Source organism: Streptomyces lunalinharesii, assembly GCF_039532155.1.
In the GTDB taxonomy this organism is placed as follows: domain Bacteria; phylum Actinomycetota; class Actinomycetes; order Streptomycetales; family Streptomycetaceae; genus Streptomyces; species Streptomyces lunalinharesii.
Genome location: NZ_BAAARK010000020.1, coordinates 117,744 through 133,407, shown reverse-complemented (window position 1 = coordinate 133,407; position 15,664 = coordinate 117,744). Strand labels below are relative to the sequence as shown.

The window sequence follows — 15,664 nt, the reverse complement described above, 5'->3', positions numbered from 1 at the left end:
GGTCAACGCTTGTTGGCAAGCGTACGGCGCCCGCCGCTCGCATGTCAACGCCCGTTGGCCTACAGTTGTTGACATGGTCGAACGCGATCCCTCCGCCACCCCCTCCGGCCCCCGGTCCGCCGGCCGGTCCGGCGGCCCCGCCGCGGCGGTCGGCCCCGAGGTCGACGCCGGCCCGCCGCCGGTCGCCGCCGAGGCCCCCGACGTCGGCGTCCACCGCCGCCCCCGCCGCTCCGACGCCAGCCGCGCCGCGATCCTCGCCGCCGCCCGGGACCGCTTCGCCGCCGACGGCTACGAGCGCGCCACGATCCGTGCGATCGCCCGGGACGCGGGCATCGACCCGTCGATGGTGATGCGCTACTACGGCAACAAGGAGGGCCTCTTCGCGGCCGCCGCGGAGATCGACCTGCGCGTGCCCGACCTGACGGCGCTGCCGCCCGAGGAGCGCGGCGCCCGGCTCGTGCGCCACTTCATCGAGCTCTGGGAGGGCGACGAAACGCTGACCGGGATGCTCCGTGTCGGCGCGACCAACGACGCGGGCGCCGAGTGCATCCGGCGGGTCTTCGCCGAGCAGGCGCGGCCGATGATCGACGCTGCCTGCCCGGTGCCAGCGGAGGCGGCGGCCCGCGCCGCCCTGATCGAGTCGCAGATCCTGGGCATGGCGCTGTGCCGCTACGTCCTGCGCGTCCCGCCCGCCGTCGACCTCAGCCACGACGAACTCGTCGCCTGGCTGGCCCCCACCATCCAGCGCTACCTGACGGCGGAGCGACCCTGACGGAGCGGATGCGCGGGCGCGGCCCTGCCGGCCGGGCGCGTCGCTAGGGAGCCTCTGACCCCGGCACCCGCTCCGCGACCCGCCGCAGGTGGCCTTCGAAGACCTGCCGGGCCTCGGGCGTCAGCGTCCGCAGCGCCACCATCGCCGTCACGATCACGTCGCACAGCTCGGCGTGCACGTCGTCCCACGTGTGGCTGCGCCCCTTGCGCGGATTCTGGCCGGTGGCCCCGATGACGGCCTGGGCCGCCTCGCCCACCTCCTCCGAGAGCTTCAGGACGCGCAGCAGCCGCTCCTGCTCCTTCGGCAACGCGCTCTCCCGGTCGAGCCACCCGACGAGCGCCTCGACGGTGCGCCAAGGCGCCGCGTCTGCGGGGTCGGTGGGGGCGGCGGGGGCAGTGGGGCCGGCGGAAGAAGGGGCCGCGGCGGGAGGGCAGTTGGCGTCCGGAGCGGGATCCGAGGAGGCCGTGACGGGATCAGACATGGCCCGATTCTGCCGCTCGTTCCGCGGCCCGCGCCCCGTCCGCCCCTAGGGTGAGGCGACAGTCGGCCACCTGAGCGCGGCCGGCGGGCCCGCGGGGCTGCCGACCGACGGCCGGCACCTCGGCACGCGGACGAGCGGAAGGCGGCCGGACGGATGGACGAACACCCCGCGGCGCCCCGGGACCGGTTCCCGCAGGAGCTGGTCGCCTTCTACGGGTTGACCCGGCTGCCGCGCGAGGGCGGCTGGTACCGGAGGACCTGGGCCGGGCCCGAGCGGCCGGACGGCCGGCCCGAGGGCTCGGCGATCGTCATGCTGCTGACCGCCGAGCCGGGCGTCTTCTCCGCGCTGCACCGGCTGCCGGCCGACGAGACCTGGCACTTCTACCGGGGCGACCCGCTCACCCTGTTCCTGCTGTCCGAGGGCGAGCCCGCGAAGGGGCGCGCCCGCACCGTCGTCCTCGGCCCGGACGTACTCGGCGGCCAGCACGTGCAGTTCACGGTCGGCGCCGGCACCTGGATGGCCGCCGAGGTCGCCGCCGGCGGTGCCTGGACGCTCTTCGGCTGCACGATGGCGCCCGGCTTCACCTTCGCGGACTACGAGCACGGGGACGCCGGGCGGCTGACCGCCCGGTTCCCCCACGAGGCGATGCGGATCGGAGCACTGAGCCGGGCATGACAGTGGTGCAGACCCCTCATGAGCCGAACGGCGCGGACGGGGCGGGTGCTTCCGAACTCGCCGCGGAACAGGGCGCATTCGGCCAGGACGATCGTCCTGCCCGGAGCGTTCGTCCTACGGGCGCGACGGGCGCGACGGGCGCGACGGGCGCGACGGGCGCGACGGGCGCGACGGGCGCGACGGGCGCGACGGGCGCGACGGGCGCGACGAATCCCGCCCGCGCGGACCGCAGGACCCGCGCCGACCTCCCAGACCTCCCCGACCTCACCGATCACGTCGTGCTCGTCACCGGGGCGTCGGGCGGGATCGGTCGGGGCATCGCGCTGCGGTTCGCCGCCGCCGGGGCGGCGGTGGTGGTGCACTACCGGGCGGGCGGTGCTGCCGCGCGCGAGCTGGTCGGGCAGATCGAGCGGGGCGGTGGCAGCGCGCTGGCGCTCCACGCGGAGCTGGGCGTGGAGGAGGAGTGCCGGCGGCTGGTGGCGGAGGCCGCGGCGTGGCGGGGGCGGCTGACCGGCCTGGTCAACAACGCCGGGGTGCAGCCCGTCCAGGACCTCGCCGGGATGTCGCTCGCCGACTGGCGGGCGGTCACCGATCCCACCGTCCACAGCGTCTTCGCCTGCACCCAGGCGGCGGTGCCGGTGCTGCGCGCGGCCGGCGGGGGATCGGTCACGCACATCGCCTCGATCGAGGCGGACCGTCCGGCACCGGGGCACGCCCACTACTGCGCGGCGAAGGCGGCGGTGGTGATGCACGCCCGGGCCGCGGCGCTGGAGTACGGGCCCTACGGGATCCGCGTGAACACCGTCTCGCCGGGCCTGATCGAGCGGCCCGGGCTGGCCGAGGACTGGCCGGAGGGGGTGCACCGCTGGCAACGGGCCGCGCCCACCGGGAGGTTGGGGCGCGCCGAGGACGTCGGCGACGCCTGCGTCTTCCTCGCCTCGCCGATGGCCTCCTGGATCACCGGGCACGATCTCGTGGTGGACGGCGGCGTCTCGGCCCGCCCCACCTGGTGACGGCGCCGGCACGGCGCTGCGCCCGTGCCCCGACGACGTCCCCCACGGCCGCGGACGACCCCGGCACCGGCCGGGTCGCCCCGCTCGCCCGGTCCCGTTACGGCCAGACCAGGCAGTACGCCTGGTGTCCCGCCTCGTGCAGGCGGTGGGAGAAGTCCTGCCACTCGTGGAGGAGCCGGTAGACGCTGAAGGCGTCCTGCGGGCCGCCGCGGTCGGGGACCGTGGACCAGATGAAGGCGGCCGCGCCGACGGACTCCTCGCCGACGCCGCGCAGCGGGTCGACGACGGTCATGGGCAGTTTGACGACGGCGTAGTCGGGGTGGAGGACGACCAGCTCCAGCGGGGGAACCTTGTGCAGCGGTATGCCCTCTATACCGGTGAGGACCATGGCGGCCATCGTCTCCGGCTTGATCTTGGTGAACATGCCGCCCATGCCGAGCTCGTCACCGCCGAGTTCCTCGGGACGCATGGAGATCGGGACCCGGGCGGCCGTGGCGCCGTTGGGTGCGCCGAAGTACTTGTACGTCACCCCCATGCGGCCGCCCTTGTTGTCCCCGCCCGTAATGCTTTCGGTGGCCTCGTGCCGGTCGTCGCCGGTTCTCTCGGCGCCGTCGCGTCGGTGACGGCCGCGCTGGGCGCGCTCGGGACCCCGGTCATTGGTTCCCTCGCCCAGTTCGCCACCGCGATGCATATCTCCACCCGACCACTCGCAGCCCCAGCCGCGCAACCCGATCATCGTCTCAGAGACCTCCCCCGTCACCGGCGCATGAAACGCCCGGCCGCACGCCCCCGTGCGCCTCTGAGACCATTGCTTGCGTGACCCACTCGTACGACGCCCCAGTTTTGCAGACGCGCGGGGTCTGGGGCCCGGTCGCGAGCGAGAGGAACGAAAAAGAAACCAAGAGGGAATGAAGGGGAATCGCGTCGACGGACCGGGTGGTCCGCGGGGTGGTTCCCGTACTGCTGTCAGCCGGGCCGTGTCCGTGCGCCGCCGCCCTCCCCCCCCGTATATGCAGGTCAGGATCACAGTGTCTTTTCCGTATGAAGCCCCTGTTTCGCAGTCGCTGTTCGACCGTGCGTCCGTGGTGACGCCGGGCGGCGTGAATTCTCCGGTGCGGGCGTTCCGAGCCGTGGGTGGTACGCCCCGGTTCATGGTGTCCGGTACCGGTCCATACCTCACTGATGCCGATGGCCGGGAATACGTCGACCTGGTGTGTTCGTGGGGGCCGATGATCCTCGGCCACTCGCACCCCGAGGTGATCGCCGCGGTCCAGGACGCGGTCGCCCGCGGGACGTCCTTCGGGACGCCCGGTGCCGGCGAGGTCGAGCTGGCCGAGGAGATCGTGGCGCGGATCGCGCCGGTCGAGCAGGTGCGGCTGGTCTCCAGCGGCACCGAGGCGACGATGTCGGCGATCCGGCTGGCGCGCGGCTTCACCGGCCGCGCCAAGGTGGTCAAGTTCGCCGGTTGCTACCACGGGCACGTGGACGCGCTGCTGGCCGCGGCCGGTTCGGGCGTCGCGACGTTCGGGCTGCCGGACACCCCCGGGGTGACCGGCGCGCAGGCCGGCGACACGATCGTGCTGCCGTACAACGACCTGGCCGCCGTGCGCGCCGCGTTCGCCGCGCACGAGGGCGAGATCGCCTGCGTGATCACCGAGGCGTCGCCGGGCAACATGGGCGTCGTCCCGCCGCTGCCGGGCTTCAACCAGGGCCTCGCGGACCTGTGTTCGCAAAACGGCGCGCTGTACGTCTCCGACGAGGTCATGACCGGCTTCCGGGTCAGCAAGGCCGGCTGGTACGGCATCGACGGGGTCCGTCCGGACCTGATGACGTTCGGCAAGGTCATGGGCGGCGGCTTCCCGGCCGCGGCGTTCGGCGGGCGCGCGGACGTCATGGCGCACCTCGCTCCGGCCGGGCCGGTCTACCAGGCGGGCACGCTCTCCGGGAACCCGATCGCCACCGCCGCCGGTGTCGCGCAGCTGCGGCTGCTGGACGACGCCGCGTACGCGAAGGTCGACGCGGTCTCCGCGGAGGTCCGCGGGCTTCTCACCGCGGCGCTGGCCAAGGAGGGCGTGGCGCACCGGCTCCAGGTCGCCGGGAACATGTTCTCGGTGTTCTTCACGGACGCCGAGGTGACGGACTACGAGAAGGCCAAGACGCAGGAGTCGTTCCGCTTCACCGCCTTCTTCCACTCGATGCTGGCGCAGGGCGTCTACCTCCCGCCGTCCGCGTTCGAGTCGTGGTTCGTCTCGACCGCGCACGACGACGCGGCCGTCGAGCGGATCGCCGCCGCGCTGCCGGCCGCCGCCCGGGCCGCGGCGGAGGCCACCGCATGACCGGCACGAGCGGGACGGACCGCACGGCGGGCGCGATGGGCGACGGCGAGCAGGGCGGCGACGAGATCACCGTGGTGCACCTGATGCGGCACGGCGAGGTCCACAACCCCGAGGGCGTGCTCTACGGGCGCCGGCCCGGCTACCACCTCTCCGACCTGGGGCGGAAGATGGCCGACCAGGTCGCCGAGCACCTCGCGGAGCGGGACGTCACGCACGTGGTGGCCTCGCCGCTGGAGCGCGCGCAGGAGACCGCCGCGCCGATCGCCGGGGCGCACGGTCTGGAGATCGCCACCGACCCGCGGCTGATCGAGGCGGCCAACGTCTTCGAGGGCAAGACCTTCGGGGTGGGGGACGGTGCGCTGAAGAAGCCGGGCAACTGGAAGTACCTGACCAACCCGTTCCGGCCCTCGTGGGGCGAGCCGTACCTGGAGCAGGTCGTCCGGATGATGGCGGCGCTCGGCGCGGCCCGGGACGCGGCCCGCGGGCACGAGGCGGTCGCGGTCAGCCACCAGCTGCCGATCTGGATCGTGCGGAGCTTCGCCGAGCGGCGGCGGCTGTGGCACGACCCGCGCAAGCGGCAGTGCACCCTGGCCTCGCTGACCTCGTTCACCTTCCACGGTGACAAGATCATCTCGGTGGGGTACAGCGAGCCGGCGCGCGACCTGGTTCCCTCCCACCTGCTGGCCGGTGCCAAACCCACGAAGGGCAAGTCCAAGGCCTTCGGCGCTTGATGCACCCTCACATGGCGGAATGTCAAATTCGCCGGAAATGCAAGATGTGACCCAATAGCACGGAACCTCACCGTCCGGCATGCCCTCTATAAAGATGTCCGTTTATATGGATATCGAGTTCGGTGAGCACGGATGGGGAACGACGCTATGGGCGCGATGAATCGGCGGAGTCTGCTCGGGATGGGGGTCGGGGCGGCCGCGGCTCTGGGTGTCGCCGGGTGCTCCGCCTCGGGCCAGGACGGCGGGGAGGGGCAGCGGGTCAAGAACGCGGCACCGGCCCGCCCCAAGCTCATAGGTGACGGCTCGACCGCCCACTACGGCAAGCAGCCCCACCAGCCCGGCGCGCCCGAGCGGCTGGAGGCGGGGCAGACCCCGCCGCAGTTCGTGATCTTCTCGTGGGACGGGGCGGGAGAGGTCGGTAACGGCCTCTTCCCCCGGTTCCGCAAGCTCGCCAAGGACCACGGCGCGGCCATGACCTTCTTCCTCTCCGGGCTGTACCTCCTGCCCGAGGACAAGAAGCGCCTCTACCTCCCGCCGAACAACCGTCCCGGCGCCTCCGACATCGGCTACCTCAGCGACGCGCACATACGGGAGACCCTCGACAACGTCCGGCAGGCGTGGTTCGACGGGCACGAGATAGGCACCCACTTCAACGGCCACTTCTGCTCCGGCCGGGGCAGCGTGGCGCACTGGACGCCCGCCCAGTGGAAGTCCGAGATAGACCAGGCCATGGGCTTCGTCACGAAGTGGAAGACGCACACCGGACTCGCCGACGCCGACCCGCTGCCCTTCGACTACGGCAAGGAACTCGTCGGCGGTCGGACGCCCTGCCTGCTCGGCCAGGAGAACCTGCTGCCCACCGCCCGCGAACTGGGCTGGCGCTACGACGCCAGCTCGCCGGGCGGCCTGCAGATGTGGCCCCGCAAGAAGCAGGGCATATGGGACTTCCCGCTCCAGCAGATACCGTTCCCCGGTCACTCCTTCGAGGTGCTCTCGATGGACTACAACATCCTGGCCAACCAGTCGAAGAACTCCACCAAGGCCCCGCCGGCCAACTACCCGGGCTGGCGCAAGCAGGCCGCCGAGGCGTACATCTCCGGTTTCCAGCGGGCCTACGAGACCAACCGCGCGCCGTTCTTCATCGGCAACCACTTCGAGCAGTGGAACGGCGGCATCTACATGGACGCCGTGGAAGAGGCGCTCAAGCACGTCGCGGACGAGCGGAACAAGGACGTCCGGCTGGTCTCCTTCCGCCAGTTCACCGATTGGCTCGACGTCCAGGACCCCGGCGTCGTCCGCAAGCTCCAACAACTGGGCGTCGGTCAGCGGCCGGCCGGCGGCTGGAAGTCGTACCTCTCCGCGACGGCCTGAGCGGCCCCGGCGTCCCCGGCAGACCCCCGGTGACGCGCCGGAAGCTCTCGTTCCGTACGGTCTGACATGGCGCTTCGTCAACAGTGCGGCGGGGCGAGGGGGGCGCGGAAGATCCGCAAATGGCCCATGCGAAACTTTTCACATGAGTGACAGCCGCGCCCCCCGCCGCCTCACCAGTCGCCGTCGTCTCGCCCTGTTCGCCGCGGGAGCGGCGGCCGCCTCGCTGACGCTGAGCGCCTGCGGCGACGGTGCCTCCGGCGGCTCGGCGCAGACCCGGTTCGTCCAGGGCAAGAACGGCGTCGACACCGTCAAGCCCGACGAGCGACAGTCGGCCCCCGACCTGTCCGGGGAGACCACCACCGGCAAGAAGCTGGACGTGGCCGCCTACAAGGGCAAGGTCGTCATCATCAACGTCTGGGGCTCGTGGTGCGGCCCCTGCATCGCCGAGGCCCCCAACTTCGCCAAGGTCGCGAACGAGGACAAGGACAAGGGCGTCCAGTTCATCGGGATCAACACCCGCGACGCCGAGAAGTCGCAGGCCACCGAGTTCGAAGAACAGCACAAGGTGCCCTACCCGAGCCTGTACGACCCCACCGGGAAGCTGATGCTGCGCTTCCCCAAGGGCAGCCTCAACCCGCAGTCCATCCCGTCCACGATCGCCCTCGACCGGCAGGGGCGGATCGCCGCGCGCTCGATCGGCCCGCTCGCCGAGGACGACCTGCGCAAGATGGTCGACCCGCTGATCGCCGAGAAGTGATCGCGTGATCGCGCTCGCCGCCAACGCCGCGGAGAACCAGACCATCCTCACCGGTGCCCTGATCGCGGCCGTCCCGGTCGCCCTCGTCGCCGGCCTGGTCTCGTTCTTCTCGCCCTGCGTGCTGCCCCTCGTCCCCGGCTACATGTCGTACGTCACCGGGGTCACCGGCACCGACCTCGCCGAGGCCCGGCGCGGGCGGATGCTGGCCGGTGCCTTCCTCTTCGTCCTCGGCTTCACCGCCGTCTTCGTCTCCGGCGGCGCCCTCTTCGGCTTCTTCGGCAAGACCCTCCAGGACTACAAGGACGTCATCTCGCGCGTCCTGGGCGTGCTGATGATCCTGCTCGGACTGGCCTTCGCCGGCGTCCTGAAGCGGTTCGGCCAGCGCGAGCTGCGATTCCACCGGAAGCCCGCGATGGGCCTGGCCGGCGCGCCGCTGCTCGGCGTCCTCTTCGGCGTCGGCTGGACGCCCTGCCTGGGCCCCACCCTCACCGCCGTCAACACCCTCTCCTTCTACGACGCCAGCGCCGGCCGCGGCGCGTTGCTCACCGTGGCGTACTGCCTGGGCCTGGGGCTGCCGTTCATCGCGGTGGCCCTCGCCTTCCGCCGGGTCCTCGGGGCCTTCGGCTGGGTCAAGCGGCACTACGTCTGGGTGATGAGGGCCGGCGGCGGCATGATGATCGCCCTCGGCGTCCTCCTCCTCACAGGCGTCTGGGACATCCTGATGTCCCAGCTACAGAGCTGGACGCAAAGCATCACCGTTGGGATCTGATTGATGTCCACCAAGACCGACACCACGGACGAGCCGGGCGCCGCCGCCGACCGGGGCGGTGATCTCGGCACTGCCGGATCCCAGCTCTCGACCGCCCCCAAGGAGGACGTCTCCCTCCCCTCCCTCGGACCGATCGGCTGGGCGCGCTGGTTCTGGCGGCAGCTGACCTCGATGCGGGTGGCGCTGCTGCTGCTCTTCCTGCTGTCCATCGGGGCGATCCCCGGTTCGCTGATCCCGCAGACCAGCATCGACCCGGTCAAGGTCGACGCGTTCAAGACCAAGCACGAGACCCTCGGCGAGGTCTACGACAAGCTGGGGATGTTCCACGTCTACAGCTCGGTCTGGTTCTCGGCGATCTACCTGCTGCTGTTCATCTCGCTGATCGGCTGCATCGTGCCGCGCGCCTGGCAGTTCATCGGCCAGCTCCGCGGCCGCCCGCCGGTGGCCCCCCGCCGCCTGACCCGGCTGCCCGCGTACACCACCTGGCGCACCGAGGCGGCGCCCGAGGAGGTCCTCGCGGCGGCCGAGCGGCTGCTGAAGAAGCGGCGCTTCCGGGTCCGCCGGGAGGACACCTCGGTCGCCTCCGAGAAGGGCTACCTGCGCGAGGCCGGCAACCTGCTCTTCCACGTCGCGCTGATCGTGATGCTGGTGGCGTTCGCCGTCGGCGGCCTGTGGAAGTCCGAGGGCGGCAAGCTGGTCACCGAGGGCGACGGCTTCTCCAACAGCCTCACCCAGTACGACGACTTCACCTCCGGCCCGTTCTTCGACACCGACACCATGGAGCCGTTCGGGTTCACCATGAACTCGTTCGACGCGACCTACGAGCGGACCGGCCCGCAGAAGGGCACCCCCCGCACCTTCCGCGCCAACATCACCTACTTCACCGGCGCGGACGGCACGCCCCACAAGAAGTCGATCGAGGTGAACACCCCGCTCGAAATCGCCGGCAACAAGGTCTACCTGCTCTCCCACGGCTACGCGCCGGTCGTCACCGTCAAGGACGCCCGCGGCAAGGTCGTCTACCACGGTGCGGTGCCGTTCCTCCCGCAGGACCCGAAGAACTTCACCTCCTCCGGCGTGGTGAAGGTCCCGGGCGCACAGACCAAGGACGGCCAGCGCAACCAGCTCGGCTTCCAGGCGCTGTTCGTCCCGACCTTCGGCGGCAAGAACTCCGGTTCGATGTTCTCCCAGTTCCCCGCGCCGGACTTCCCCGTCCTGTCGGTCAACGCCTGGCACGGCGACCTCGGCCTGGACTCCGGCCTGCCGCAGAACGTCTACCAGCTCGACACCAAGCGGCTGAAGCAGTACAAGGACGCCAGCGGCGACATCTTCAAGAAGATGCTGCTGCCCAAGGACCAGGCGGCAAAGATGCTCGGCCACGCCGGTGCCGAGCTGACCCCCCAGCAGCTCGACGCCGAGTCCACGATGACGCTCCCGAACGGCGCCGGCTCCATCACCTTCGAGGGCATCAAGACCTGGGCCAGCTTCAAGATCGCCCACCAGCCCGGCAACGGCCTCGCCCTGACCGGCGCCGTCGGCGCCCTGCTCGGCCTCGCCGGCTCGCTGTTCATCCAGCGGCGCCGCGTCTGGGTCCGCGCGGAGCGGCCCGCCGACGGCGGCGCGGGCGGCGGCACGGTGGTCGAGATGGCCGGCCTCGGGCGCAGCGAATCGTCCCGGCTGGCCGAGGAACTCGCCGCCCTCGCGGCCGCGCTGACGACCAGCGCCCCGCTCGCCGCCGCGCCCTCCCCGGACACCGCGGACGCCTCCGCCCCGTCCGCCGAAGAACCGACGGAGCCTACCGACTCTGCCGATCCTGCTGATCCCTCCGAAGGAGCGCGCGCGTGAATCTCGCTGCCGCAGCCAACGAGACACTGGCTCACAACAGCAATGTGTTGGTGTATTCGGCGATGGCCGTCTACACCCTCGCCTTCCTCGCCCACATGGCCGAGTGGGTGTTCGGCAGCCGCAGCAAGGTCGGCCGGACCGCCGCCGCACTGACCAGCGAGGCCGCCGCGCCGGCCGCCCCGCTCGTCCGGACCGCGCAGAAGGGCGGCACCGCCGTCCTGGAGCGGCCCAAGGTCGTCACCCGCTCCGTGACCGGCAGCCGGGACGTCCCGGACGGCCCCGGCGCGCACGGTGGCACCGAGAAGGGCGACCTCTACGGCCGGATCGCGATCTCGCTGTCCGTCCTGGCCTGGGCCCTGCACGTCGCCGGCATCGTCACCCGCGCCCTGTCCGTGCAGCGCGCCCCCTGGGGCAACATGTACGAGTTCTCCACGACCTTCGCCGGGGTCGCGGTGGGCGTCTACCTGCTCCTGCTGGTGCTGAAGAAGAACGTCCGGTGGATCGGCCTGCCGCTGGTCACCAGCGTCCTGCTGACCCTGGGCCTGGCCGTCAGCGTCCTGTACACCGCCAGCGACCAGCTGGTGCCCGCGCTGCACTCCTACTGGCTGTGGATCCACGTCTCCTGCGCGATCATCTCCGGCGCGGTGCTCTACCTCGGTGCGGTCGCCACCCTGCTCTTCCTCTTCCGCGACCGCTACGAGGCCAAGCTCGCCGACCCGGACGGCCCGCAGCCCGGCGCCTTCGCCACCTCGGTGCTGGAGCGGCTGCCCTCGGCCGCCTCGCTCGACAAGTTCGCCTACCGCGTCAACGCCACCGTCTTCCCGCTGTGGACGTTCACCATCATCGCGGGCGCCATCTGGGCCGAAGCCGCCTGGGGCCGCTACTGGGGCTGGGACCCCAAGGAGGTCTGGTCCTTCATCACCTGGGTCGCGTACGCCTGCTACCTGCACGCCCGCGCGACCGTCGGCTGGAAGGGCCGCAAGGCCGCGTGGCTGGGCCTGATCGCCTTCGCCTGCTACCTCTTCAACTACTACGGCGTGAACATCTTCGTCACCGGCCTGCACTCCTACGCCGGCGTCTGACGCACCCGCCCCACCCGCAACACCCCGGTGCCGTACGGACCCAGGGCCTCGCTCGCGAGGCCAGTCCGTACGGCACCGTCGTGCGTCCGGGGGGAGCCGCGGCGGCGGGTCAGCGCCGCTTGCGCCCGCCGTGCTCCTGCCGCGGCGGCTTCTGGTCCGCCCCCGGCAGCGTCGGCTTGGGCAGGTGCGCCACCTCCCACTGCGCCTCGGCCAGCTTCTCGGCGGTGTCCCGCGGCAGCCGGGGCGGGTGGTGCGCCGGCGAACGGAAGCCGAACGCCGACGTCAGGTCGCCGAACGAGGCCCGTCGCCAGTCGGTGATGTTGGGCTCCGTCACGCCGGTGAACCGCTCCAGGAACTGCAGCACCGAGGTGTGGTCGAAGGCGTCGCCGGCCGCCCAGCCCCCCACCGTCCAGGGCGAGACGATCAGGCACGGCACCCGGAACCCGGCCCCGATCGGCAGCCCGCGGACGAACTCGTCCTTGGTCCCGGCCGGCGGCACCGGCGGCGGCACGTGGTCGAAGAGGCCGTCGTTCTCGTCGTAGTTCAGGATGAAGGCCGTCTTGGCCCACACCTTGGGGTTGGCGGCGATCGCCTCGATCTTCTTGGCCACGAAGTCGGCGCCGGCGGCCGGCAGGTAGTCCGGGTGCTCCGACTGGTAGCTGGTGGGGATGATCCAGGAGACCGCCGGCAGCCGGTCGTTGCGGGCGTCCTCCTCGAAGGCGCCGGCCGGCCCCGGCCGCACCCCCTTCTCGTACAGTGGGCTGCCCGGCTTGGCGTCCCGGAACGTCTGGAACTGCTCCAGCAGGTTGCAGCCGTAGTCGTCCTCCTCCTGGTACACCTTCCAGCTGACGCCGGCCGCCTCCAACCGCTCCGCGTACGTCGTCCAGCGGTACGGCTGGGGCGCGGTGTTGTTGAGGACCGGGCCGCCGAGGGTGCCGCCCGGGTCGAGGGTGCCGGTCATCCAGTACAGCCGGTTGGGCCAGGTGGGGCCGAAGACCGAGCAGAAGTAGTTGTCGCAGAGGGTGAACGCCTCGGCGAGGGCGAACTGGAAGGGGATGTCCGCGCGAGTGTGGTAGCCCATCACGTACGGGCCGTTGACGCCGTCGGCCTTGCGGTGCGCGGGCAGCCAGCGGTCCATCCGGCCGCCGTTCCACGCCTCGTGCTGGACCGACCAGGCGTGGCTGGTGGAGGGGATGGCCTGGGCGCTGGAGGTGTGGGTGTCGAGGCGGAACGGCAGCAGGTAGCCGTCGGGGTTCTCCGGGTCGGGCTGGTAGAAGACGGACCGGCCGGTGGAGAGGGTGAGCGCGTCCGGGTCGTTGAAGCCGCGGACGCCGCGCAGGGTGCCGAAGTAGTGATCGAAAGAACGGTTCTCCTGCATCAGCAGGACCACGTGTTCGATGTCGCGCAGGGTGCCGTGCCGCGGCGGGCCGGCGGCGACGGCCTTCTGGACGCTGGGCGGCAGCAACGACAGCGCAGCGGTGCCGCCGATCGCCCCGGCCGCCGAGCCGAGGAGTCTGCGTCGGGTCATATTCGGCATATGTGCCACTCTCCCTGAGTCGCGGAAGCTCTCGGTGGGCCGTCCCGACTGTGGCGGCGGCGCAGTTTCCCGGGCAGGGGGAGGTTGCTGAACGCTGAGTCAAATGGCCATGAACGGACCAGAGTTGGCCGACCGGCCCTACGCCTCGTACGTCACCCGAAGCAGCGCCCGACCGCTTGCGCACCACCCCGGCTACGCCTTTGTGGCGATTGACGGGGACACGCCGCTTACGCCCCGAGTTCCCCCGGGTGCCGGGCACGGGCTGCCGAGCGGGGCCACTCTCCTGGCGGACTCCACCCGCTCGCGGACGGGGGACCGGAGGGCGTCGGCCGCGGCCTCGAGGGAAGGCCGGCGCACGCTAGCGGAGCCCCGCGCGGTGGAGCAAGGCGGTCCGGGCGGTCCGGGGGCGGCCGGAAGTGGCCGTCGGGCGTCAGCGCAGCCGCGCCAGGGCCGCCTCCGGTGCGGGGTAGGGACGCTCGTCGGGCAGCAGCTCCCGGGCGGCCCGGTCGTCGCCCGCGCGCACCAGCGCCCGCACCTTCCGGGCCAGCGGCGTCACGTCGCGGACGGCCACGGTCCACTCGTCCGCGTACGCCCGGGCCAACGCGCCCGACAGCCCGAGCTGGAGGGAGCGGTGCGGCAGCGGCCGCAGGTGCAGATCGCGCTCGGGGTCCCACTGGACCCGGGCCGGCGCGCGGCGCAGCGCGCGCTGCCAGGCGGCGCGGTCCGGGTGCAGCCCGGGGACGTAGTGCGACAGGCAGGCCCGGCCCAGCGCCAGGTCGAAGCCCGCGCGGGTGATCTCCACGGCCAGCACCGTCTCCTGGTCGGCCTTGGTGGCCCAGCCGCAGCGGTACATCATCCACAGGAACGACGGCTTGATCCACGTCATCCGGTCGCGCTTCCAGGCGGCCGGGAACCGTCCGTCGCGGGCGGCGGGCAGGCCCAGTGCCGGCGCGTACGCCTGGTAGACGGTGACGGTGTCCGCGGTGTGCAGCGCCCGGACGCGGCAGGACGGCTCACGGGCGGCGGTGGTGCTGGTGCTCATGGCGGCATCCTGCCGGTGGCCGGGTGGCGCCGGCCACCGGATTACGGGCCCCGGCCCGGGGTGCGCGGCGCTCGCGCGGCCTCAGCCGCCGCCGATGTCCTCCTGCCACAGCTCCGGCCGCGCCCCGATGAAGTCCCGCATCATCGCCGCGCACTGAGGGTCGTCCAGCAGGACGATCCGCACGCCGTGCCGGGCCAGCCAGTCGTGGCCGCCGTGGAACGTCCGGGCCTCGCCGATGACCACCCGGGAGATGCCGAACTGCCGGACCAGCCCGCTGCACAGCCAGCACGGCGAGAGCGTGGTGACCAGCGTCGTGCCGCGGTAACCGGGCTGCCGCCCGGCCGCCCGGAACGCGGCGACCTCGGCGTGCAGTGCCGGATCGCCGTCCTGGACGCGGCGGTTGTGGCCGCGGCCCAGCAGCGCGCCGTCCGGGCCGAAGAGCGCCGCCCCGACCGGGATGCCGCCCTCGGCGAGCCCCGCCCGCGCCTCGGCGACCGCCGTGGCGAGCATGGCCCGGGCCTGCTCCTGGAGGTGGTCGGGGTGCCCGCACGGGTCGTCGTGACCGTCGACGCGGCCGTAGCGGCGGACGGCGTCGCGGTCCTGCCCCCACTGGCGCGTCGGGTCGGGATCCGGTGCCTGGTCCATGCCGGTCACTCTCCCCGCCCGGCCGGGACGCGGCAACGCGGGCTGGGCCTAACGGCCGTGCGGTGCGCTCAGGACGCGGCGGGCGGGGTGTCCTCGGGGTCCTTGCCGCCGCCCTTGCTCCCCTTGCCGTTCGTCCCGTCGCCGCCGTCGGAGCCGCGTCCGCCGGTGCCGGTCCCGCCGTCGGCGGACCCGGTCTCCTTGCGCCGCAGTTCCTCCTCGCGGCGCCGCAGATCGGCCTCCCAGTCCTTCAGCAGCGCCTCGTCCTTCGTGTTCTCCTCGCGCAGGGACCGCAGGAACTCGGGGTTGTCGTCCGGTGCCACCCACGTCGCGCCGCGGTTGCGGCGCCGCTCGGCGGGCGTGCCACCGCCGCCGGCCGCCGGCTGCCGCTGCTTGCCGGCCACCAGCCAGGCGATCGGCCCGATCAGCACCTCGCCGAACAGCAGGATGATCAGCACCCACACCACCTTGGGCAGGCCGCGCACCTGCGACTCGGGGGTGTTGATGCAGTCGATGAAGGCGTAGATCCACAGTGCCAACACGAGGAGGAACGGCAGATACCTGAGCATTGCGGATGGTCCCCCAGCGCGTGCGTGCGGGCCCTCGGCGGG

15 protein-coding genes and 1 pseudogene are annotated in these 15,664 nt (G+C 72.3%); 10 read left to right on the top strand and 6 right to left on the bottom strand.

The window, feature by feature from the left end; genetic code table 11:
- The first annotated feature begins 73 nt into the window (after positions 1–73).
- Positions 74–772, top strand: coding sequence for a TetR/AcrR family transcriptional regulator (locus ABD385_RS26845; protein ID WP_344580747.1), 699 nt, complete (start codon positions 74–76; stop codon positions 770–772).
- 43 nt (positions 773–815) lie between these two features.
- On the opposite strand, the gene ABD385_RS26840 is transcribed toward ABD385_RS26845, so the two are convergent.
- Positions 816–1,253, bottom strand: a complete 438-nt coding sequence (locus ABD385_RS26840; protein WP_344580744.1) for a MazG-like family protein — start codon at positions 1,251–1,253, stop codon at positions 816–818.
- Positions 1,254–1,406: 153 nt separating this feature from the next.
- Between ABD385_RS26840 and ABD385_RS26835 the strand changes: the two genes are divergently transcribed.
- Positions 1,407–1,928 (top strand): cupin domain-containing protein, encoded by a 522-nt coding sequence (locus ABD385_RS26835; RefSeq protein ID WP_344580742.1) that lies wholly within the window; start codon positions 1,407–1,409, stop codon positions 1,926–1,928.
- 278 nt (positions 1,929–2,206) lie between these two features.
- Positions 2,207–2,941, top strand: coding sequence for an SDR family NAD(P)-dependent oxidoreductase (locus ABD385_RS26830; protein ID WP_344580848.1), 735 nt, complete (start codon positions 2,207–2,209; stop codon positions 2,939–2,941).
- A 97-nt stretch (positions 2,942–3,038) separates the two neighbouring features.
- Here ABD385_RS26830 and ABD385_RS26825 read toward each other — a convergent pair whose 3' ends face one another.
- Complete coding sequence (locus ABD385_RS26825; protein WP_344580741.1) at positions 3,039–3,632, bottom strand: hypothetical protein; 594 nt, start codon at positions 3,630–3,632, stop codon at positions 3,039–3,041.
- A 319-nt stretch (positions 3,633–3,951) separates the two neighbouring features.
- Here ABD385_RS26825 and hemL point away from each other — a divergent pair, with 319 nt between their 5' ends.
- From hemL to ccsB, 7 genes are all read left to right on the top strand, one after another.
- Positions 3,952–5,277: a glutamate-1-semialdehyde 2,1-aminomutase gene (gene hemL / locus ABD385_RS26820; protein ID WP_344580740.1), complete on the top strand. Its 1,326-nt coding sequence runs from the start codon at positions 3,952–3,954 to the stop codon at positions 5,275–5,277.
- A gap of 35 nt (positions 5,278–5,312) precedes the next feature.
- Positions 5,313–6,008 (top strand): histidine phosphatase family protein, encoded by a 696-nt coding sequence (locus ABD385_RS26815; protein ID WP_344580847.1) that lies wholly within the window; start codon positions 5,313–5,315, stop codon positions 6,006–6,008.
- 147 nt (positions 6,009–6,155) lie between these two features.
- On the top strand, positions 6,156–7,379 hold the full coding sequence (locus ABD385_RS26810) for a polysaccharide deacetylase family protein (RefSeq protein WP_344580739.1): 1,224 nt from the start codon (positions 6,156–6,158) through the stop codon (positions 7,377–7,379).
- A gap of 142 nt (positions 7,380–7,521) precedes the next feature.
- Positions 7,522–8,136 (top strand): TlpA family protein disulfide reductase, encoded by a 615-nt coding sequence (locus ABD385_RS26805; RefSeq protein WP_344580738.1) that lies wholly within the window; start codon positions 7,522–7,524, stop codon positions 8,134–8,136.
- A gap of 4 nt (positions 8,137–8,140) precedes the next feature.
- A complete protein-coding gene (locus ABD385_RS26800) occupies positions 8,141–8,905 on the top strand; it encodes a cytochrome c biogenesis CcdA family protein (protein WP_233661132.1) in 765 nt (254 codons plus the stop codon).
- A 3-nt stretch (positions 8,906–8,908) separates the two neighbouring features.
- Positions 8,909–10,750, top strand: coding sequence for a cytochrome c biogenesis protein ResB (gene resB, locus ABD385_RS26795; RefSeq protein WP_344580737.1), 1,842 nt, complete (start codon positions 8,909–8,911; stop codon positions 10,748–10,750).
- Complete coding sequence (gene ccsB / locus ABD385_RS26790; RefSeq protein ID WP_344580736.1) at positions 10,747–11,832, top strand: c-type cytochrome biogenesis protein CcsB; 1,086 nt, start codon at positions 10,747–10,749, stop codon at positions 11,830–11,832. Before resB ends, ccsB begins: the two co-directional genes overlap by 4 nt.
- 109 nt (positions 11,833–11,941) lie before the next feature.
- On the opposite strand, the gene ABD385_RS26785 is transcribed toward ccsB, so the two are convergent.
- From ABD385_RS26785 to ABD385_RS26770, 4 genes and pseudogenes are all read right to left on the bottom strand, one after another.
- Complete coding sequence (locus tag ABD385_RS26785) at positions 11,942–13,369, bottom strand: alkaline phosphatase family protein (RefSeq protein ID WP_344580734.1); 1,428 nt, start codon at positions 13,367–13,369, stop codon at positions 11,942–11,944.
- 430 nt (positions 13,370–13,799) lie between these two features.
- Positions 13,800–14,411, bottom strand: a complete 612-nt coding sequence (locus ABD385_RS26780) for a DUF4291 domain-containing protein (protein ID WP_344580731.1) — start codon at positions 14,409–14,411, stop codon at positions 13,800–13,802.
- Positions 14,412–14,492: 81 nt separating this feature from the next.
- The gene (locus ABD385_RS26775) at positions 14,493–15,056 is read right to left on the bottom strand and encodes a nucleoside deaminase (RefSeq protein ID WP_344580729.1); all 564 of its coding nucleotides are present in this window, start codon (positions 15,054–15,056) and stop codon (positions 14,493–14,495) included.
- Positions 15,057–15,235: 179 nt separating this feature from the next.
- Positions 15,236–15,622 (bottom strand): annotated as a pseudogene (locus tag ABD385_RS26770) (PLD nuclease N-terminal domain-containing protein); the annotation flags it as partial.
- Between the last annotated feature and the right edge of the window lie 42 nt (positions 15,623–15,664).